This is a genomic window from Mesorhizobium sp. M4B.F.Ca.ET.017.02.2.1, assembly GCF_003998955.1.
GTDB lineage: Bacteria > Pseudomonadota > Alphaproteobacteria > Rhizobiales > Rhizobiaceae > Mesorhizobium > Mesorhizobium abyssinicae.
In genome coordinates this window covers 1-17917 of the sequence record NZ_RZOF01000099.1, presented here as the reverse complement: position 1 = coordinate 17917, position 17917 = coordinate 1, and the positions used below count along the sequence as shown (strand labels likewise).

Here is a 17917-nt window from a genome sequence, read left to right as displayed (position 1 = left end):
CCTCGAGCTTGCCGACTTCAAGGTGCGTATCCTAAATGGCGGCACCGAAGCGATCACGCGCGTGCTGATCGAATCGCACGATTCCAGCGGCGCCCGCTGGTGGACGGTCGGCGTGTCGGAAAACATCATCGATGCCTCCTTCCAGGCGCTGATGGATTCGATCATCTACAAGCTGATGAAGAACCGCGACATGGCCGGGCTGGTGGCGGCGGAGTAGGTTGACCCATCAGCGGAAGTCCATTGATCCATCAGCAATTTGCGATGGTTTTGGGCAAGCGTCTGGCGCATAGCGTTGGGCCATGGCTACCGAACCCGATCAGCTCGATGCAGACGCCAAGGCCCGCCGCGGCTTCCTCCTGGCGCTGGGCGCCTATCTGCTGTGGGGGCTGCTGCCCTTCTACATGAAGGCTGTCGCGCATCTGCCGCTGATCGAGGTCATCTCCCACCGCATCGTCTGGTCGGTGCCGATCGCGGCATGCGTGCTGGTCTGGGCCGGCCGCACAGCCGATTTCAAGGCGGCGATCCGTTCGCCGAAAAGCATCGCCATGGCTGCGCTGACAGCGACGCTGATCTCGGTCAACTGGGGCATCTATGTCTGGGCGATATCCGTCGACCGCACCGTCGAGACCGCGCTTGGCTATTACATCAATCCGCTGGTGGTGGTCGTGGTCGGCGCGCTCCTGCTCGGTGAGCGGCTCGACCGGCTGCAGATCGCGGCGGTGGCGCTGGCCGCCATCGCGGTGACCGTGCTCACCATCGAGGCCGGCAAGCTGCCCTGGGTGTCGCTGGCGCTCGCCTTCTCGTTCGCCGCCTACGGCTTTTTCCGCAAGACGCTGCCGATCGGCCCGAGCCAGGGCTTTTTGCTCGAAGTGCTTTTGCTGTCGGTGCCGGCGCTTTGCTATATCGCCTACCTGATCGCCACCGGGCAGGACCATTTTGTCTCGGGCAACGGCACCGATACCGCGCTGCTGATCGGCTGCGGCCCGGTCACCGCCGTGCCGCTTCTGCTCTTCGCCTTCGGCGCCAGGCTGTTGCGGCTCTCGACCATCGGCATCATGCAGTACATCGCGCCGACCATGGTCTTCCTGATCGCCGTGCTGGCCTTCAACGAGCCGTTCGGCACAACGCAGGCCATCGCCTTCGCGCTGATCTGGACGGCGCTGGCGATGTACAGCTGGTCGATGTTCAGGGGCCGCGAGGTTCGCCAACCGGCGCCGGCGGCAAGATAGAAGCGGTTTTCCGTCCGGAACTGCATGAAACGAGGAGGGGCGCGCCCGATGTACGTTCTGCACATTGGCAACAAGAACTATTCCTCCTGGTCGCTGCGGCCATGGGTGCTGATGCGCACCCTCGACATTCCCTTCGAGGAGCGACTGACGCCGTTTCCGACCGGATCCAGTTTCAGCCTTTTTCGGTCGTTCTCGCCCAATGGCCGAGTGCCGTGCCTGGTCGATGATGGCTGGGCGGTCTGGGATTCGCTCAGCATCGTCGAATATCTGGCCGAGCGCCATCAGGACGTGTGGCCGGCGGACGCCAGGGCGCGTGCCTGGGCGCGCTCGGCCGCAGCCGAAATGCATTCGAGCTTCACCGCGCTCCGCAACCTCTGCCCGATGAGCTGCGGCGTGCGCGTCGAGCCGTTCCCGATGTCCGATGCGCTGAAGCAGGATCTCTTCCGTCTGAGCGATCTTTGGAATGACGGCCTCGCCCGCTTCGGCGGCCCGTTCCTGGCCGGCGACCGCTTCACCGCCGCCGATGCCTTCTTTGCGCCGGTGGCGTTCCGGGCGCAGTCCTATGGGCTCGAATTCGAGGGCGCTGCGGCCGCCTATCCGAAGCGGCTGCTCGACCTGCCTGCGATGCGCGAATGGTACGCGGCGGGCCTTGCCGAGACATGGCGCGAGCCCGAGCACGAAGCGGAAGTCCGCGCCGCCGGCGCCATCGTCGAGGATCTGCGGGCGACGGCGTAGGTCGCGCCTATACCCGCCCGAGCCGCCTGACGAACAGATAGACGGCGCCGGCGACCAGCAGCGACAGCGCCGTCACCACCCAAAAGCCCATCGGCGAATCCAGCAGCGGCAGGCCGCCGACATTCATGCCGAACAGACCTGAAATAATGGTCATCGGCAAAAGCACCGCCGTCATCACCGACAAGATGTAGAGCAACTGGTTGGACTGCATCGTCAGCTTGGCCATAAGCTCGTCCTGCAGCAGCCTTGTACGTGCCTGCAGCTGCTCGCCGTCGTGATAGAGCGTGTGCGCCCGGTGCGAGAGTCTTGCGGCCATGTCGTTGACCGCATCGGGCAGATCGTTGCGGTGCGAATGGTCGAGATGCCGAAACAGGCTGGTCAGCGTCGCCATCTGCCGGTGGATCACCACGAGCTGCCGGCGCGCGTCGACCAGCGCCTGCCGCTCGCTGTGCCATGCGTCGCAAACGATGCGGTCCTCGATGCCGTCGAGCGTCTCGGAAAGGCCGCCGAGTTCGGCCGCCATGCCGTCCAGAGACTGGCCCATCACCGCCTCGATCAGCTCGGCCGGCGAGCGGAATTTTCGCGTGCCGTTCTCCACCGCCTTGCGGATGGTGTCGACCGACTGCAGCGGCTGCTTGCGGGCGCCGATCAGCATCCTGTCGTTGAGCGCGAAGCGGAAATGGCCAAGCCCGCGCGCCTCGGCCGAATAGTCGTGGCGCAGGTCCGGCAGATCGCCATAGAGCCAATCGTCCTCGAGGTCGATGTGGCAGCCGTGGCTGGCGCTAAGGAAGGCTTCGCGCACGGGAGGCGGCAGCGCCTGCTCGCCGGCGATCTCCTGGCGCGCGCGTATGTCGGAGATCTGATAGCTGCGCCAGGTCCAGTGCGCGTCGGCGGCATCCTTGGTGCGCATGCCCTCGGCGGTGAAATGATAGAGGAAGAACAGCCCGTGCTCGTCGGGCAGATAGGGCGACAGGCTCTTGTCTTCCGAGGCGAGGGCGATGTTCATGGCGGCTTTGCCGGATCTTGTAACGGTCCAGGTCGCTGGGGCGGCCAAGCCAGGTTTCTAGCATGGCCGCCGCCGTTGCGTGTGACGGTTCCGTGACGCTGGAAGCTGTGCACGGAACCGCGATCCCTGTGATGGTTGGCCAGCCATCCCCGCCTGGCATGCGTTGCATATGCCGCCTGCGGTAGTCAGTGCAGATAGCCAAGCAGCCACAGAATGAGGATGATGGGCAATGGTATTCCGATGAGCCAGAGCAATGCGCCTCGCAGCATGACGATCTCCTGAATTGCTGTTGTCTGAGCCAACGCTAACGCTGCGGCTTGGTTCCGAGACGTAAATCTGGTGCAGTGGCTCGGCAGGCGGGGGGAACCGATGCTCAAATGGGGCGCAATCCTGGGCGTGATCGGCTTTCTTGGCGGCTTCGTTGGCCCGGTCATCTTCACGCCCGAAGCCAATCAAGGTCCGTTGCTCGGCATCTTCGTCACCGGCCCGCTCGGCTTCGTCCTTGGTCTGATCGTGGGGTTCGTGCTGTCGCTGCGGGCGGGCTGATGACAGAGCCTGCCTTGTCCCTGTCGCCGGTCGCGGCAAGGGCGCGTTGGGGCGATCACAACGCCGCGGACCAGTCTCTCTCTCGTTACGGGCCATTAATTCCAGCCTGCTACTCCAGGCTGTGTCCGACCGGCCATGACAAATGGGGGCAGCCATGGGCCAGCGCGCATTCATCACTTTGCTCATCCTGCTGGCGCTGTTTGTGGCGCTCTCGGCAACGCCGTTTCCGGGCGCGATGATCGGCTTTTTCTTCGGGGTCGCGGTTGCCTTCTTCATTGCCGGGCCGACGATGCTGATCGGCCAGGCACTGGAAAAGGCCGGCATGCCGGTGAGCGGCACGGCGGTTCTGTGGGCGCTGGGCGGTCTCTACGGGCTGCTCGTCCTTGCCGCGGCCTTCCAGATATGGCGACTGCTGCAGCAGCAGAACCCGGACGCGGCGCGATCGGCCGGGCTGCGGCTGGCGCTGCTCATCGCGCTGCCTTCGATTGCCTGGCTTTCCGTAAACGCAATGAAGAATGCCTGGCCGTGAGGTCTGGGCTGGGGTGATGTGAACTGGCAAGATCGACCATTCCTACCGGACGCGATCCGGGAGGCGAGGGCCAGGCGATGACTTTGCTTCAGTTCGATGTCACCGGCGAACAAGTCTCGGACGATGAAACGGAAGAGGTCATCCGCAAGGCGGAGCCGCATCGCGACCTGATACGCTACCGCCCCGGCGGCAGTGCGTTGTTCGTCCGAGTGAGGGTGAACATGGCGCTTCTGCGGGTTGCCGCTTCGCTGCCTATCCTGCTCCTGAAGCTCACCCCGCGGGCAAACGAATTGACGCCGCGTGACGCCCTGCTGACACCCAAGGGGTCGAGCCGGAACTACGCGTTTTTCGAAAGACTGTGTGAGGACCTGGTCACCGCGAGCTGCCCCGCATGCTACATCGCGGAGCAGCATGGCGATGGGCGCCGGGACTTCTACTTTGCGACCGAGGATGTCGTCGGCTTCCAGCGGATCGCCCGCGCCACCGTCGAGGCGTCGGCCTTTCCACTCGCCGTCGAACGGCATTCGCTTGGCGCGGTGGCGGCGCTTATTCTTCCTGCCGAGGCGATTGGCGACCTCAATCTGGAAATCGCCGCGAGCGCCCGCATCCGGCCGACGCGCTTCGAGTTCTGGGGGGCGGAGACTTCCCCGGCAAAGCTCCGCGCCGAACTCGAAAAGCGCGGCTATCGCTTCCTTGGTGTCGAGGCCTTCGCGCGCGAATTGCACATGGTCAAGGATGTGCCGATCGATGGTGAGGGATTCGGGTCGGTGCTGAAGGAGATTGTTCCCCTGGCCCGGTCGCTGCAATGCAGCTATCGCGGCACCGAGACGGTCGAGGGGCACGAGCAGTTTCTGCTCACCAACCCCTTGCCCGAGCGCTACACCGCACCTCGAGCAAGCATTTTCCGTCGCATGTTTGGTCGTGGAGGTTCATGAGCGCCGCCGATTTCACGGCGGCACTCATCTCCAGCTCTCGGCCGCCTCAGCGCTTCGGGCCGAAGCCCGGATAAGGGTTGAGCGGTACGATCGCGGCGATATCCATCATGCCGGCCTTGACCAGCGGTAGCGTGGCGAGATGGCCGCGCACCTCGGCGTCGTCGGCCGCCTCGAACATAATGCCGCTGCCGGGAATGTCGCCGCGGTTCCACACCTGGCGCACCGCGCCATCTGCATAGAGCGTTCGCCGCTGCTCGGCCTCACCGGGCAGCAGCGGCGCGAAATCGGCGTCGCTGAACTTCTGGGTGTTGCGGGTGAGAAGGGCAAAGAACTGCATGGCTGTCTCCTAAAGGTCCTGGTTGGGATGGCGGGATTGTCGCCTCCGCTGGTCAGACAGTCCAAGACTGATTAGGCTAAAGTTGAGACCCTGAGGGACTAGCCGCAAGGAGCGAAAATGTTCGATCTGCGCCAGCTCCGTTATTTCGTGACGGTTGCCGAGACGGGCAATGTCGGCCGCGCCGCCGAAGTGCTGCACATCTCGCAATCGCCGCTCAGTCGGCAGATCATCCAGCTCGAGGAGCAGCTCGGCGTCGCCCTGTTCGAGCGTGCAAAGCAGCGGGTGCATCTCAATGCCGAGGGCCAGGCTTTCCTTGTCGAGGCGAGGGCGCTGCTGGCGGGTGCAAAGCGGCTGGAGACGTTCGGCCGGGATCTTGCGGCGGGAACTGCCGGCCGCCTTGCCATCGGCTATGTCGAGGGCGCGGTGCATGCGGGGATCGTCGCCGGCATGCTGAGACGGTTCCGCCGCGGCCGGCCGCAGCTGAACCTCAGCCTGATGAGCCTGCGCTCGGCCGCGCAACTGGAGGGGCTGCGCCAGCGCACGCTCGATCTCGGCCTGGTCTATTCGCCGCCGCCGGCCGACTATCCCGAAATCGCCTCGACGCTCGTCCGGCGCGAGCCGCTGGTGCTGGCGATTCCCGAGGGCGACGCGCTCACCGCCGTTCTCGACATTCGCCCGCATCATCTCGACGGCCGCACCTGGATCACCGTGGTACGCCAGCCGGCCGACACCAACCGCGGCCAGTTCCTCGCCGCCTGCATCGAGGCCGGCTTCGTGCCCGACATCGCCTATGAAACGGCCGATCCGCTGACCTCGCTCGGCCTCGTCGGCGCCGGCCTCGGCCTGGCGACGGTGCAGGAGAGCCTGCGCAGCGCGGCGCCGCCGGGGATCGTCTTCCGCGATCTGCCCTGGTTCGAGCGCAGCGTGTCGATCTACCTCGTCTGGCGTCGGCAGGATCGGCGGGCGGTGATCGGGGATTTGAGGAAGGCAGTAGGCAATGGATAGTAGGAACTAGGCAGTAGGCACTGTTTTCCCCTACTGCCTTACATCTTGTCTATCACCGACTGCACGCCCTCCGTCGGCGCGTCGACGGACGAGCCTGCCACCATGATGGCGGCGACGATCGCTTCGGGATCCTCGACCACCAGCGGCTTCACCCGGTGCGCGGTGTGGATGAAGCCTTCGCTGCTCATATGGTCGAGCAGCGCCAGCATCGGGTCCCAGAACCCCTTGATGTTGGCAAAGACGATCGGCTTGCGATGATGGCCGAGCTGGCCCCAGGTCATGATCTCGACGATCTCCTCGACCGTGCCGATGCCGCCCGGCAGCGCCACAAAGGCGTCGGATTTTTCGAACATCCTGTGCTTGCGCTCGTGCATGTTGTCGGTGATCACGAGCTCGTCGAGCCGGTCAAGCGCGGTCTCCGTTGCTTCCCTGTTGATGAGGAAGCGGGGAATGATGCCCGTCACCTTGCCGCCGGCCTTGAGCGCGCCCTCGGCGACGGCGCCCATGATGCCCTTGGTGCCGCCACCATAGACCAGCCTGAGGCCGGATTTGGCGAGCGAGCGGCCGAGCAGGTGGCCGGCCTTGACGTAGGTTGCATCGCGGCCCGGAGACGAACCGCAATAGACGCAGACGGATCGAATCGTGTTCATGCCGATGATTGGTGATAGGGACGGCAGGCATGGTCAAGCCCGGGACAGGCTTTTTCTTGGCCGGCCGTTTTTCTTGTGGGACTCGCTAAAACACGCTAGACCGGCGTTAGGTGGCTAAGGGGCAGTCAAAAATGGCAATTAATCCATTGAAGGCGTTGTTGTTTACTGCGGGCGGCGCCGTCGCCGCGGCGGGAACCGCCTATGTGTCGGGCGCGCTCGATCCGTATCTCAATCGCACGCCGCCGGCTGAGATCGCGGCGCTGGCGCCGGGCGAGACCAAGCCGGCAGAAACCAAGCCGTCAGATCCGGGCACCGAGGGCCGCCTTCCGGCCGCGCCGGCACCGGCCACCGTCGCTATGGCTCCGGCCGCGCCATCCGCTCCTGCTGCGCCTGCGGCTGAGGCTCCCGCGGCGCCTGCCACGCCGCCCGCCACGGCCGGTTCGGTCGCGCCGACCTTCGATGTCGTGCGCGTCGAAAGCAATGGTTCGATCGTCGTCGCCGGCAATGCGGCGCCCAATTCCAAGGTCGAAATCCTAAACGGCGCGACCGTGATTGGCTCGACCGTCGCCGGTCCCGACGGCGCCTTCGCCATCGTTCTCGACGATCCGCTGAAGCCCGGCGATTACACCATCACGCTGCGCTCGACGACCGGCGACGTCGTCACCGCTTCGGTGCAGACCGCTGTCGTTTCGATCCCGCAGAATCCGGCCGGCCAGGTGCTGGCGATGGTCGAGGAGCCGGGCAAGCCATCCGAACTGCTCACCGTCCCGGCGCCGGAGACCAAGCCCGCGGCGCCCGCCACCGGCGACCAGGCGGCCGCCCCTGCGGCGGAAGCGCCCGCAGCCACCACGCCAGCGCCGGCAACACCGGCTCCGGCCGCGCCGGCGGCCGTGGAAGCGGCACCTGCACCCGCTGCTCCGGCAACGGCGCCCGCAGCGCCGGCGGCCGAACCCAAGATCGTCGTCGAAGCGGTCGAGATCGACGGCAACAAAATCTTCGTCGCCGGCACGGCCGATCCCGGCCTCAAGGTGCGCGCCTATGCCAACGATATCCTGCTCGGCGACGCCCAGACCTCGCCCGACGGTCATTTCCTGATCGAGGCCACCCGCGACATTCCGGTCGGCAGCTACACCATCCATGTCGATGGCCTGGGCGACGACGGCGTGAAGGTGGTGGCCCGCGCCGCCGTGCCGTTCGAGCGCGAGCCTGGCGAGTCGGTCGCCGCCGTGGCGCCCGCCGCAACCAAGCCTGCTGAGGCAAAGCCCGCCGAGACAAAGCCCGCCGCGCCGGCGACAGCGGCCGAGGCGCCTGCTGCCCCGGCGGCCGAACCCGCCGCGCCCGCAACGACCGCCGAGGCGCCCGATGCTCCTGCGGCCGAGGCGCCGGCCAAGGTCGCGGCGGCGACTCCGGACGTGCCGGAGACGGTGGCACCCAAGCTCGAACACGCCGACGGCGCCGTCATCATCCGCCGCAAAGACACGCTGTGGCGCATTTCGCGGCGCGTCTATGGCCACGGCGTGCGCTACTCCACCATCTATCTCGCCAACCAGGACCAGATCAGGGATCCCGACCGCATCTGGCCCGGCCAGGTGTTCAAGGTTCCCGGCAAGTCGAAGGAAGGCGAGGCCGCCGACATGAAGGCGATGGGCGACCAGATGACGACGGCGCCGACGAAGACGGAGTAGGAGTTCGGCGATTGGCCAATCTCCCCCTTGCTGGGGCGATGACCCTACTACCCACCAGCCTGGCTTGCCCTGTCATCGTTCATCGTCTATCGCCGATGAACGATGACAGAATCCCTGGTTGAATCCGCTCCTGCGAACAGCGCTCATCCCGCCTGCGCCCCCGACAGCCGCGCCGTCGCAGCGCGGTTCGCGGCGCTTTCGCATCCGGCGCGCATCGAGATCCTCAGGCACCTCGCCGCCAGCCGTTCCTGCTGCTGTCGCGAGGTGGTCGACCATCTCGACCTCGCCCAGTCCACCGTCTCGCAACATCTGAAGATCCTGGTCGAGGCCGGACTGGTCCGTTTCGAGCCCGACCGCCAGCGCTCGCGCTACGAAGTCGACCACGCGGCGCTCGCCGATGTCTCGGCATCGCTCTCGGCGCTGGTCAAATCCTGCTGCACCGTCGGCTAGAACAAGAAGGCAAAAAGAATGGCCGGAAAAACCGTCTCCGATTCCTTGACCCTCGCGACGTTACGCAATCTGTGGCCCTATATGTGGCCGGCGGACCGCGCCGACCTGAGGGCGCGCGTCACCTGGGCAACGCTGCTGCTGGTCGTCGCCAAGGTGACACTGGTCGCCGGCCCGTATTTTTTCAAATGGGCGACCGACGCGCTGGCCGGCGCCGCGAAGACGCCGCCGCCGCTGCCGTCCTTCCTGCTTGCGCCGGTCATGCTCGTCGTCGCCTACAATGTGCTGAGGCTGGTGCAGCTCGGCTTCAACCAGCTGCGCGACGCGCTGTTTGCCCGTGTCGGCCAGTATGCGGTGCGCCAGCTCGCCTTCCGTACCTTCGTCCACATGCACCAGCTGTCGCTGCGCTTCCATCTCGAGCGCCGCACCGGCGGCCTGTCGCGCATCATCGAGCGCGGCACCAAGGGCATCGAGACGATTGTGCGCTTCATCATGCTGAATACGGCGCCGACCATCCTCGAATTCGCGCTGACCGCCGGCATCTTCGCCTTCACCTATGGCTGGAAATATGTGGCCGTGGTCGCTGTCACCGTCTGGGTCTATGTCTGGTTCACGGTCAAGGCCAGTGACTGGCGCATCTCGATCCGCCGCGATATGAACGACAGCGACACCGACGCCAACACCAAGGCGATCGACTCGCTGCTCAATTTCGAGACGGTCAAGTATTTCACCAATGAGGCCATGGAAGCCGAGCGTTTCGACCGCTCGATGGCGCGCTACGAGATCGCCGCCACCCGCACCTGGACCTCGCTCGGCTGGCTGAATTTCGGCCAGGGCGTCATCTTCGGCCTCGGCACCGTCATCGTCATGTGCATGTCGGCGCGGGAAGTGCAGGCCGGCACGCAGAGTGTCGGCGACTTCGTGTTCATCAACGCCATGCTGATGCAGCTTTCCGTCCCGCTCAACTTCATCGGCTTCATCTATCGCGAGATCCGCCAGGGGCTGACCGACATCGAGCACATGTTCGACCTGCTCGACGTGCCGCAGGAAATCGTCGACAAGCCGGACGCCAGGCCTTTGCTGGTCGGCGCGGGCAAGGTCGAGTTCCGCGACGTGCATTTCTCCTACGATCCGAACCGCAAGATCCTGAAGGGCGTCTCCTTCGAGGTGCCGGCGGGCAAGACGGTCGCCATCGTCGGCCCATCCGGCGCCGGCAAGTCGACCATCTCCAGGCTGCTGTTCCGCTTCTACGACGTGCAGGGCGGGCAGGTGCTGATCGACGGCCAGGACATCAGGGACGTCACCCAGGAGAGCCTGCGCGCGGTGCTCGGCATGGTGCCGCAGGATACCGTGCTCTTCAACGACACCATCGCCTACAACATCCGCTATGGCCGCGTCGGCGCCAGCGAGGAGGAAGTGCGCAAGGCGGCCGAGCTCGCCCAGATCGGCCCCTTCATCCAGAAACTGCCCGAGGGCTACCGCTCGATGGTCGGCGAGCGCGGACTGAAGCTCTCCGGCGGCGAGAAGCAGCGCGTGGCGATCGCCCGCACGATTTTGAAGGCCCCGCCGATCCTGATGCTCGACGAGGCGACCTCGGCGCTGGACACCCAGACCGAGCAGGAGATCCAGGCAGCCCTCGACCTCGTCAGCAAGGGCCGCACCACCATCGTCATTGCCCACCGCCTGTCGACGGTGATCTCGGCCGACGAGATCATCGTGCTCAAGGACGGCCAGATCGCCGAACGCGGCACCCATGCCGCGCTGCTGCGCAAGGATGGCCTCTACGCCTCGATGTGGGACCGCCAGCGCGAGGCGACCGAGGCCGAGGAGAGGCTGCGCGTTGCCCGCGAGAGCGACGAGCTGGGCGTCATCGTGCGGAGAAGGACGTCGGAGGTTAGTTAGCGCCTCTTCCTTCTCCCCTTGCGGGAGAAGGTGTCGCCGAAGGCGACGGATGAGGAGTGTTCCAGCTTGGCGATATGTTGAAATCGCTGCAGCCGCGTTTCTTCCAGCACCCCTCATCCGTTTCGGCGCTGCGCGCCCATCCCCTTCTCCCACAGGGGGGAGAAGGGGATGTCGGCGCAAAAAATCCCCTTGACCTCAACTTACCTTGAGCTTGCAAACCGTCTCCGAGCCCCTGCGAAACGAGCCTTTCCAGAACGGAGACAGATCGAAATGAGCAAGACAAATCAAGGCAATGGCAGCGTGTTCCGGGTCGACAAGTTTGTCGTTCCGGCGGCGGCTCGCGAGGAGATCATCGGCAAGGTCCGGATGACCCACGAACTGCTGCGCCAGCAGAGCGGCTTCGTGCAGGACTTCCTGCTCGAGCAGTTCTCCGGGCCGGGCGAGTTCAACCTCGTCACCATCGTCGAATGGGAAAGCCAGGCAGCGGTCGACAAGGTGGTGCCGATCGTCAAGGCCGCGCACGAGCGCATCGCCTTCAGCCCGCAGGAGACGATCGCCCGGCTCGGCGTCAGGGCCGATATCGCCAACTATCAGCGTTTGCCGGAACTGTAGGCAGGCCAACCCACGCCGGGTGCCGGCGCTTCGACGCTCAGCACCTGGCCGGTACGGGCATCGCTGATCATGTGCTCGAAGCCGCGCCATTCGGCGGCGGCGATATAGAGCGTCCTGCCGTCAGGCCCGCCCAGCATGCAGGCAAAGCAGCCGCGATCGGCCTCGACCCTGTCGAGCTTCATGCCGCCTTCGCGCACCCTGATGCAGTGTCGGTTGGGCACGTCGGCATACCAGACGCAGCCCTCGGCATCGATGCATATGCCGTCGGGATAGTCGCCGCCGAGGTCCGCCCAGACGCGGCGGTGGGCAAGGCTGCCGTCTTCGGCGATGTCGAAGGCGGTCAGCCGGTTGGCGTGCGACTCCGCAACGATCAGCGTCCTGTTGTCCGGCGTCACCGCCATGCCGTTGGCGAAGGCGATGTTTTCGGCCACCTGGCGGATCGTGCCGTCCGGCCGGATCAGCACGATCGTGCCCGGTCCGAAATGTTCGCCCGGCGCCGGTGCCGGCCCGCCGCCATTGACGTAGATGTTGCCGCGCCCGTCGACGACGATCTCGTTCCACGGGCTTTTCGACAGCGGCCTGAGATCGGCATGGGTGGCGAGCGTTCCATCAGCCTCCTGCCGCAGCAGAAGGCCTTCCCGGCCGGAGACGACGAGCAATCGCCCATCCGCCAGCCAGTCGATCGAATAGGGCAGGGTGGCCGGTATTGTGAGCATGATTTGGCTGTTGCCGTCCGCATCCACCGCGACGATCTCGCCCGTGCCCCAGTTGCAGACCCACAGCCGTCCATCATGCCAGCGCAGCGACTCGCCGAAGGCCAGACCCTCGATGATGAGATTGGCATCAATTGCAGACGATTTCGGCGATGGCATTTGGCGGGCTCCCTGGGCGAGTTGTCTAGCCAAGGACGAGTGGCATGGTCGAGTTCCGACAGCATAGGCAAAAAAATGCATGTCTCCGGTGACCCGCCCAGCCTCGCCCATTGTTGCGTTGCGGGCAGGGGGGCTTTCGGCTATTGAGGCCGGACCTGAAACAGGGACTGCCCCCATCCCATGAGCATCGTCGATACGATCAAGAATACGCTCGTTCCGATCCATCGCGAGGGCTATCCCTTTATTGCCGCTTTTGCCGCGGGCACGCTTTTTCTGGGTTATTTCTCCTCGATCCTGTTCTGGATCGGGCTGATCCTCACCGCCTGGTGCATCTATTTCTACCGCGATCCCGAGCGCGTCACCCCGGTCGACGACCGGCTGGTGGTGAGCCCGGCCGATGGCGTCATCTCGGCGGTCGGTCCCGCCGTGCCGCCGCGCGAGCTGGGTCTCGGCTCCGGCGAGATGACCCGCATATCGGTGTTCATGAACGTCTTTTCCTGCCATGTGAACCGCGCCCCGGTGCGTGGCCGGATCGCCAGGATCGAGCACCGGCCCGGAAAATTCCTCAACGCCGAGCTCGACAAGGCAAGCTCGGAGAACGAGCGCAACGGGCTGGTCATCGATAGCCCCAACGGCACCGTCGCCGCCGTGCAGATCGCCGGCCTGGTGGCGCGGCGCATCGTCTGCTGGGCCGAGGCCGGCGGATCGATCGCCATCGGCGAGCGCTTCGGCCTGATCCGCTTCGGCTCGCGCGTCGACGTCTTCCTGCCGCTGAACGCCGTGCCGCGCGTCGCCGTCGGCCAGACGGCCGTCGGCGGCGAGACGGTGCTTGCCGAATTCGGCGGCGCGGCGGTGACGCCGCTGGTCAGGATTTCCTGAGCCGTGGGCGCGCCCTTCAAGAAATTCGAGGCGCATGCCAGCGGCGGTCCGCGCATCCGTGAAATCCCGATGCGCATGGTGCTGCCCAACCTGGTCACCGTGCTTGCCATCTGCGCCGGCCTCTCCGGCATTCGCTTCGGCTTCCAGGACCGCTTCGAGCCGGCGGTGGTGATGGTGCTGCTCGCCGCCTTCCTGGACGGCATCGACGGCCGCCTGGCGCGAATGCTGAAGGCGACCTCGAAATTCGGCGCACAGATGGATTCGCTGGCCGACATCGTCAATTTCGGCGTGGCGCCGGCGCTGGTGCTCTATGCCTTCCTGCTCGACCAGGCCGGCTCGTTCGGCTGGATCGCGGCACTTCTGTTCACCATCGCCTGCGGCCTGCGGCTCGCCCGCTTCAATGTGCTGGATGATGAGAAGGCCGACCGGCCGCTGTGGCAGAGCGAATATTTCGTCGGCGTGCCGGCGCCGGCGGGCGCGGTGCTGGTGATGCTGCCGCTCTACCTCTATTTCCTGCGGCTGGGACTCGAGCCGACCCGTCTCGCCGCCTTTGTCGCCACCGGCTTCACCGTACTCGTCGCCTTCCTGCTGGTCAGCCGGCTGCCGGTCCATTCTGGCAAGAGCATCAAGGTGCCGGGCGACAAGGTGCTTCCGGTGATCCTTGCCGTCGTGCTCTACGTCCTGCTTTTGATGACCTATCCCTGGTACACGCTGACCGCCTCGGTCGCCGGCTATCTCGTCTTCCTGCCGTTTTCCGTGCGGGCCTATTCCAAGCGCGCCATGCGCGAAGGCGAGAAGGTGCCGCCGTCGGACATCGGCTAGAGCAATTCCAGGAAAAGTGTGTAACGGTTTTCCGTCCGGAATCGCGTAGAAACAAATAGTTAGAGCGGGTCGGCGGTTCCATGAAACGCTGAACCGCTCTAGCACGCTACGCCGCCGCGCTCAGCCCCAGCCGGTCGATCGCCAGCCTGCGGGTCGAGACATAGTCTGTCTTGCCCGAGCCCAGCACCGGGATCTCCTCCACCTTGACGATGTCGTTGGGCACCATCAGTTCGGCCGCGCCCGCCTTCTTGCCGAAGGCACGCAGTTCCTCCGCGCTGGCGTCATCGGCCGTGGTCACCAGCACGATGCGCTCGCCGCGTCTCTTGTCCGGCACCGCCACGGCGGCGTGGCGCTCTTCCGGCCACAGCGACTGCACCAGCATCTCGACGGCGCCCAGCGACACCATTTCGCCGGCGATCTTGGCGAAGCGCTTGGCGCGCCCGCGAATGGTGATGAAGCCGTCGCGGTCGATCGAGACGATGTCGCCGGTATCGTGCCAGCCGTCGAGCGGCTGCAACTCGCCCGGCCGGTCGGCGGTCATGTAGCCCATCATCATGTTCGGCCCGTCGAGCCACAGCCGGCCGGCGTCGTCGATGCCTTCGACCGGCTCGAGCTTCATGCGGATGGCTGGCAGGGCCCGCCCGACCGTGCCGTCGCGGCCATGGATGGCGGTGTTGACGGCGACGACCGGAGCGGCCTCGGTCAGGCCGAAGCCCTCGATGATCGATGCGTCGAAGCGCTCGCGGTAGACACGGCGCGTCTCCGGCTTCACCGCCTCGGCGCCGGCGACGACGAAGCGCAGGCTGGAGAAATCGCCATCCTTGGCGGTGCGCGCATAGTTGGCGAGGAAGGTGTCGGTGCCGAACATGATGGTCGGCCTGACCTTGCGCGCGATCTCGGGGATGATCTTGTAGTGGAGAGGGGACGGGTAGAGGAACAGCTTCACGCCGGTGACCAGCGGCAGGATGGTGCCGCCGGTCAGTCCGAACGAGTGGAACACCGGCAGCACGTTGAGCAGGATGTCGGCGGGCGAGATGGTGATGCGGGCCTCGGCCTGCATGGCGTTGGCGTAGAGGCTCTTGTGCGACAGGACGACCGCCTTGGGCGTGCCCTCCGAGCCTGAGGTGAACAGGATCACCGCCGGCTTCGCCGCATCCTGTGGCCGCAGCGGAAAGCGCCACAAGAGGGCGGCGGCGAGCTTGTCCAGCATCGTCATGCTCTGGCGCACATCCTCGAGCCACAGCATCCTGGCGCCGCCTGCCTCGACCGCCTCGACTATGTCGGCGAGCCCGGCCTTCTCGATGAAGGCGCGGGACGACACGACCGTTCTGATGACGGCGGTGCGCACGGCGGCGGTGACGCTCGCCGGTCCCGCCGTGTAGTTGATCATCGCCGCCACCCGGCCGGCCGAGATCAGGCCGACGAAAGACAGCACCACGCCATTGGCGTTGGGCAGCAGCAGGCCGACCGCCTCGCCCGGCGCCGTCACCGCTTCGAAGCGGCGCCCCAGGACGCGCGCGCCGATGAACATCTTGCGGTAGCTCAGCGCGCCCGAGATGACGTCCTCGATGATCGGATGCGAGGCGCCGACCCTGGTTGCGGCGTCGCGAATGGCGAGGAACAGGCCGCGGTCGAGATTGGTGCCGAAGAGCCTGGCTTCCGCGAAGCGGTCGAACAGCGCGTTGGTGTTGGAGGCCTGGTCGGGATTGCGCGCCGCCAGCTCGGCAATCGTCATCGGCTCCAGCACGCTCACCGAAAGGCGCGGAAACCAGTGGCGCGGCGCCCTGTCGGCCGGGGTCAGCGATGCCGGCAGGTCGCGGGCGCGGGCGACGAAGATCGGCACGATGCTGGCGTCGGCCTGCATGGCGATGCGGGTAATGGCGCGAAACAGGCGGAACGACTTGATATCAGGCTCGACCGCATCGGGCAGGTAGACGGCGAGCTTGCCCTTGCCTTTCAGGACCCGCACCAGCCGGCGGCTGACGAAGACATGCTCGGCGTTGAAGGCGATGGTGCGGCCAAGCTCGCGCCATGGCTCCAGCCAGGGTGAGCGCGCCGAAGCGTCGTCGAGGATGTGCAGCGTGTCGTCCGGCAGCAGCGACAGCATCAGCGCCGGCTCGATGCGCGACTGGTGCGAAATCACGTAGATGATCGGCGCCTTGGCATTGCGGGCGATGCGGATGCGCTCGTCGGCGATGCGGTAGGCGAGCTTGAACGGCACATAGAGCAACGCCTGCGTGAAACGCAGGCCGAGGCGCACCGATTCCAGCACGCCGATCAAAAGCCAGGCCGCGACGAGGCCTGCAAGCAGCGCCAGGGTCAGGATCATTGCCGCGCTCTCCCAACGTCCTCCACGTCGCGGCTCTTGAGTGGCCGCTTCGGCGCCAGAGGGTAGCGGAAGTGGGGGCGACGTCAATGTGGACTGAGTGCCCTCTAGCCTTCTCTCCTTGTGGGAGAAGGTGGCCGAGCGAAGCTCGGTCGGATGAGGGGTGTTGGACGGATCACTGTTTTGAAGATGTAGGTGCCTAAAAGCATTGGAGTTTTCGAGGTCGAGTTTCTTCCAACACCCACATCCGTCTCGGCGCTACGCGCCGGTCCACCTGCTCCCCACAAGGGGGAGAAGGGGGAGCGCACTTTACGCCGCGTTCAACCTCCCGCTGATGAAGCGGAACTCCTGCGTCTTGCCGCCATAGCCATAGGCGGCTGCCGGCACTTCGTGCACGAAGGCATAGCTTTCTTCGTGGACGCCACCCAGCAGGCGGCCGAAGGCGGCGAAGATCGCCTTGAGATAGGCCTCGAGCTCCAGCTTGGTGTTGGTGCCGTCGACCACCTTGATGTCGAGCCAGAAGATGTTGGTGCCGTGCTCTGCGAGCGACTTGCCGCCGGCGAACCAGTGCTGGGGATCGAAATAGCTGATCGCGACCGCGGTGATGGTCGGATCCTTGCGCAGATGTGTCGCGGTGAGCTCGGTCACCTCCCTGGCGATGGCGGCAGAGAGTGCGGCGTCGGGCTTGCCGGTGACGCTGACATTGATGATCGGCATTTTCTTTCTCCTCGTTGTGAGCGGCGCTTCCTCGCCCTTGGAAGAAACCATGTCACGAGCATCGAATCAAGAAAATCGAATTGTTTGGAAGAAAAGATTCGATATTATCAAACTATGCAAACGCTCGACCCAGACCTTCTCAAAACCTTCCTTGCTTTCGTCGATGGCGGTTCGCTGGCGAAGGCGGCTTCCACCGTCGGCCGCTCGCCTTCGGCGGTGACGGCGCAGATGCAGCGGCTGGAGGAGATCGTCGGCGAACCGCTGCTTGCTCCCCAGGGCAGGGGGCGCGGCTTGACGCCGGCCGGCGAGGATCTGGTCGGCCATGCCAGGCGCATCCTCGCCGTCCACACCGAGGCCTGGCTGGCGCTGAAGGGCGCGCGTGCCGACGGCCGCCTCGCCGTCGGCACGACGCAGGATTTCGCTGATCGCGGCCTGCCGGAACTGCTGCGCGCCTTCGCCGTCAGCCATCCGCGCGTCCGGATCGAATTGCGCGTTGGCCGCTCCATCGAACTCGGACAGGCGCTGCAGGCCGGCGATCTCGATCTGGCGATCACCATGCGCCAGTCACCGGGCCCCGACGAGGTTGCCGTGATCGGCGAGCCGATGCTCTGGCTCTGCTCGCAGAAGGGACTCGCCGCGCGCGAAGACGTCTTGCCGCTGGCGCTGCTCGATCCGCAGTGCGG

Annotated in this window: 20 protein-coding genes; 14 read left to right on the top strand and 6 right to left on the bottom strand. The window is 65.6% G+C overall.

Going from position 1 to position 17917, the window contains the following annotated elements:
* From EN738_RS14605 to EN738_RS14595, 3 genes are all read left to right on the top strand, one after another.
* Positions 1-217, top strand: a 217-nt coding sequence (locus EN738_RS14605; RefSeq protein ID WP_281034309.1) for an alpha-isopropylmalate synthase regulatory domain-containing protein, incomplete at its 5' end; no start/stop codon positions are given.
* Positions 218-299: 82 nt separating this feature from the next.
* Positions 300-1229 carry an EamA family transporter RarD gene (gene rarD / locus EN738_RS14600; protein ID WP_127284302.1) on the top strand — a complete coding sequence of 310 codons (930 nt, stop codon included), beginning with the start codon at positions 300-302 and terminating at the stop codon, positions 1227-1229.
* 48 nt (positions 1230-1277) lie between these two features.
* Positions 1278-1964: a glutathione S-transferase family protein gene (locus EN738_RS14595; protein WP_127284301.1), complete on the top strand. Its 687-nt coding sequence runs from the start codon at positions 1278-1280 to the stop codon at positions 1962-1964.
* Between the two features lie 7 nt (positions 1965-1971).
* Here the strand turns inward: EN738_RS14595 and EN738_RS14590 are convergent, their stop codons facing one another.
* Positions 1972-2970, bottom strand: coding sequence for a transporter (locus EN738_RS14590; protein ID WP_127284300.1), 999 nt, complete (start codon positions 2968-2970; stop codon positions 1972-1974).
* 369 nt (positions 2971-3339) lie between these two features.
* Between EN738_RS14590 and EN738_RS35485 the strand changes: the two genes are divergently transcribed.
* The 3 genes from EN738_RS35485 to EN738_RS14580 all read left to right on the top strand — a co-directional run bounded on the left by EN738_RS35485 (position 3340) and on the right by EN738_RS14580 (position 4980).
* Positions 3340-3516: a hypothetical protein gene (locus tag EN738_RS35485; protein ID WP_189521630.1), complete on the top strand. Its 177-nt coding sequence runs from the start codon at positions 3340-3342 to the stop codon at positions 3514-3516.
* Positions 3517-3670: 154 nt separating this feature from the next.
* Positions 3671-4045, top strand: a complete 375-nt coding sequence (locus EN738_RS14585) for a hypothetical protein (RefSeq protein ID WP_127284299.1) — start codon at positions 3671-3673, stop codon at positions 4043-4045.
* A 221-nt stretch (positions 4046-4266) separates the two neighbouring features.
* The gene (locus tag EN738_RS14580) at positions 4267-4980 is read left to right on the top strand and encodes a hypothetical protein (RefSeq protein WP_127284298.1); all 714 of its coding nucleotides are present in this window, start codon (positions 4267-4269) and stop codon (positions 4978-4980) included.
* A 46-nt stretch (positions 4981-5026) separates the two neighbouring features.
* Here the strand turns inward: EN738_RS14580 and EN738_RS14575 are convergent, their stop codons facing one another.
* The gene (locus EN738_RS14575) at positions 5027-5317 is read right to left on the bottom strand and encodes a muconolactone Delta-isomerase family protein (RefSeq protein ID WP_127284297.1); all 291 of its coding nucleotides are present in this window, start codon (positions 5315-5317) and stop codon (positions 5027-5029) included.
* A gap of 117 nt (positions 5318-5434) precedes the next feature.
* On the opposite strand from EN738_RS14575, the gene EN738_RS14570 reads away from it, so the two are divergent.
* Positions 5435-6322 (top strand): LysR substrate-binding domain-containing protein, encoded by an 888-nt coding sequence (locus EN738_RS14570; RefSeq protein WP_127284296.1) that lies wholly within the window; start codon positions 5435-5437, stop codon positions 6320-6322.
* A gap of 38 nt (positions 6323-6360) precedes the next feature.
* Here the strand turns inward: EN738_RS14570 and EN738_RS14565 are convergent, their stop codons facing one another.
* The gene (locus EN738_RS14565) at positions 6361-6972 is read right to left on the bottom strand and encodes a TIGR00730 family Rossman fold protein (protein ID WP_127284295.1); all 612 of its coding nucleotides are present in this window, start codon (positions 6970-6972) and stop codon (positions 6361-6363) included.
* Positions 6973-7103: 131 nt separating this feature from the next.
* Between EN738_RS14565 and EN738_RS14560 the strand changes: the two genes are divergently transcribed.
* The 4 genes from EN738_RS14560 to EN738_RS14545 all read left to right on the top strand — a co-directional run bounded on the left by EN738_RS14560 (position 7104) and on the right by EN738_RS14545 (position 11618).
* On the top strand, positions 7104-8657 hold the full coding sequence (locus tag EN738_RS14560; RefSeq protein ID WP_127284294.1) for a LysM peptidoglycan-binding domain-containing protein: 1554 nt from the start codon (positions 7104-7106) through the stop codon (positions 8655-8657).
* A 102-nt stretch (positions 8658-8759) separates the two neighbouring features.
* Complete coding sequence (locus tag EN738_RS14555) at positions 8760-9107, top strand: metalloregulator ArsR/SmtB family transcription factor (protein WP_127284293.1); 348 nt, start codon at positions 8760-8762, stop codon at positions 9105-9107.
* 18 nt (positions 9108-9125) lie between these two features.
* Positions 9126-11006 carry an ABC transporter ATP-binding protein/permease gene (locus EN738_RS14550; RefSeq protein ID WP_127284292.1) on the top strand — a complete coding sequence of 627 codons (1881 nt, stop codon included), beginning with the start codon at positions 9126-9128 and terminating at the stop codon, positions 11004-11006.
* Positions 11007-11276: 270 nt separating this feature from the next.
* Positions 11277-11618: an antibiotic biosynthesis monooxygenase gene (locus EN738_RS14545; RefSeq protein ID WP_127284291.1), complete on the top strand. Its 342-nt coding sequence runs from the start codon at positions 11277-11279 to the stop codon at positions 11616-11618.
* On the opposite strand, the gene EN738_RS14540 is transcribed toward EN738_RS14545, so the two are convergent.
* Positions 11597-12490 (bottom strand): SMP-30/gluconolactonase/LRE family protein, encoded by an 894-nt coding sequence (locus tag EN738_RS14540; RefSeq protein ID WP_127284290.1) that lies wholly within the window; start codon positions 12488-12490, stop codon positions 11597-11599. The two genes, EN738_RS14545 and EN738_RS14540, sit on opposite strands and share 22 nt — an antisense overlap.
* 180 nt (positions 12491-12670) lie before the next feature.
* Here EN738_RS14540 and EN738_RS14535 point away from each other — a divergent pair, with 180 nt between their 5' ends.
* Complete coding sequence (locus EN738_RS14535) at positions 12671-13369, top strand: phosphatidylserine decarboxylase (protein WP_127284289.1); 699 nt, start codon at positions 12671-12673, stop codon at positions 13367-13369.
* Between the two features lie 75 nt (positions 13370-13444).
* On the top strand, positions 13445-14191 hold the full coding sequence (locus EN738_RS14530; RefSeq protein ID WP_245478351.1) for a phosphatidylcholine/phosphatidylserine synthase: 747 nt from the start codon (positions 13445-13447) through the stop codon (positions 14189-14191).
* Between the two features lie 106 nt (positions 14192-14297).
* Here EN738_RS14530 and EN738_RS14525 read toward each other — a convergent pair whose 3' ends face one another.
* Together EN738_RS14525 and EN738_RS14520 are read right to left on the bottom strand one after the other, a co-directional pair.
* Positions 14298-16520, bottom strand: coding sequence for an AMP-binding protein (locus tag EN738_RS14525; protein ID WP_127284287.1), 2223 nt, complete (start codon positions 16518-16520; stop codon positions 14298-14300).
* A 306-nt stretch (positions 16521-16826) separates the two neighbouring features.
* The gene (locus EN738_RS14520) at positions 16827-17234 is read right to left on the bottom strand and encodes a 4-oxalocrotonate tautomerase family protein (protein ID WP_127284286.1); all 408 of its coding nucleotides are present in this window, start codon (positions 17232-17234) and stop codon (positions 16827-16829) included.
* 114 nt (positions 17235-17348) lie between these two features.
* On the opposite strand from EN738_RS14520, the gene EN738_RS14515 reads away from it, so the two are divergent.
* Positions 17349-17917 (top strand): LysR substrate-binding domain-containing protein (locus EN738_RS14515; protein WP_127284285.1); only part of this gene is annotated, 569 nt, incomplete at its 3' end.

Coding starts and splice junctions, on each gene's coding strand:
- EN738_RS14545 (WP_127284291.1), top strand. CDS start 11,277: ATGAGCAAGACAAATCAAGGCAATGGCAGCGTGTTCCGGGTCGACAAG.
- EN738_RS35485 (WP_189521630.1), top strand. CDS start 3,340: ATGCTCAAATGGGGCGCAATCCTGGGCGTGATCGGCTTTCTTGGCGGC.
- EN738_RS14595 (WP_127284301.1), top strand. CDS start 1,278: ATGTACGTTCTGCACATTGGCAACAAGAACTATTCCTCCTGGTCGCTG.
- EN738_RS14530 (WP_245478351.1), top strand. CDS start 13,445: ATGGTGCTGCCCAACCTGGTCACCGTGCTTGCCATCTGCGCCGGCCTC.
- EN738_RS14535 (WP_127284289.1), top strand. CDS start 12,671: ATGAGCATCGTCGATACGATCAAGAATACGCTCGTTCCGATCCATCGC.
- EN738_RS14580 (WP_127284298.1), top strand. CDS start 4,267: ATGGCGCTTCTGCGGGTTGCCGCTTCGCTGCCTATCCTGCTCCTGAAG.
- EN738_RS14585 (WP_127284299.1), top strand. CDS start 3,671: ATGGGCCAGCGCGCATTCATCACTTTGCTCATCCTGCTGGCGCTGTTT.
- EN738_RS14565 (WP_127284295.1), bottom strand. CDS start 6,972: ATGAACACGATTCGATCCGTCTGCGTCTATTGCGGTTCGTCTCCGGGC.
- EN738_RS14520 (WP_127284286.1), bottom strand. CDS start 17,234: ATGCCGATCATCAATGTCAGCGTCACCGGCAAGCCCGACGCCGCACTC.
- EN738_RS14575 (WP_127284297.1), bottom strand. CDS start 5,317: ATGCAGTTCTTTGCCCTTCTCACCCGCAACACCCAGAAGTTCAGCGAC.
- EN738_RS14550 (WP_127284292.1), top strand. CDS start 9,126: ATGGCCGGAAAAACCGTCTCCGATTCCTTGACCCTCGCGACGTTACGC.
- EN738_RS14590 (WP_127284300.1), bottom strand. CDS start 2,970: ATGAACATCGCCCTCGCCTCGGAAGACAAGAGCCTGTCGCCCTATCTG.
- EN738_RS14540 (WP_127284290.1), bottom strand. CDS start 12,490: ATGCCATCGCCGAAATCGTCTGCAATTGATGCCAATCTCATCATCGAG.
- EN738_RS14525 (WP_127284287.1), bottom strand. CDS start 16,520: ATGATCCTGACCCTGGCGCTGCTTGCAGGCCTCGTCGCGGCCTGGCTT.
- EN738_RS14560 (WP_127284294.1), top strand. CDS start 7,104: ATGGCAATTAATCCATTGAAGGCGTTGTTGTTTACTGCGGGCGGCGCC.
- EN738_RS14555 (WP_127284293.1), top strand. CDS start 8,760: ATGACAGAATCCCTGGTTGAATCCGCTCCTGCGAACAGCGCTCATCCC.
- rarD (WP_127284302.1), top strand. CDS start 300: ATGGCTACCGAACCCGATCAGCTCGATGCAGACGCCAAGGCCCGCCGC.
- EN738_RS14570 (WP_127284296.1), top strand. CDS start 5,435: ATGTTCGATCTGCGCCAGCTCCGTTATTTCGTGACGGTTGCCGAGACG.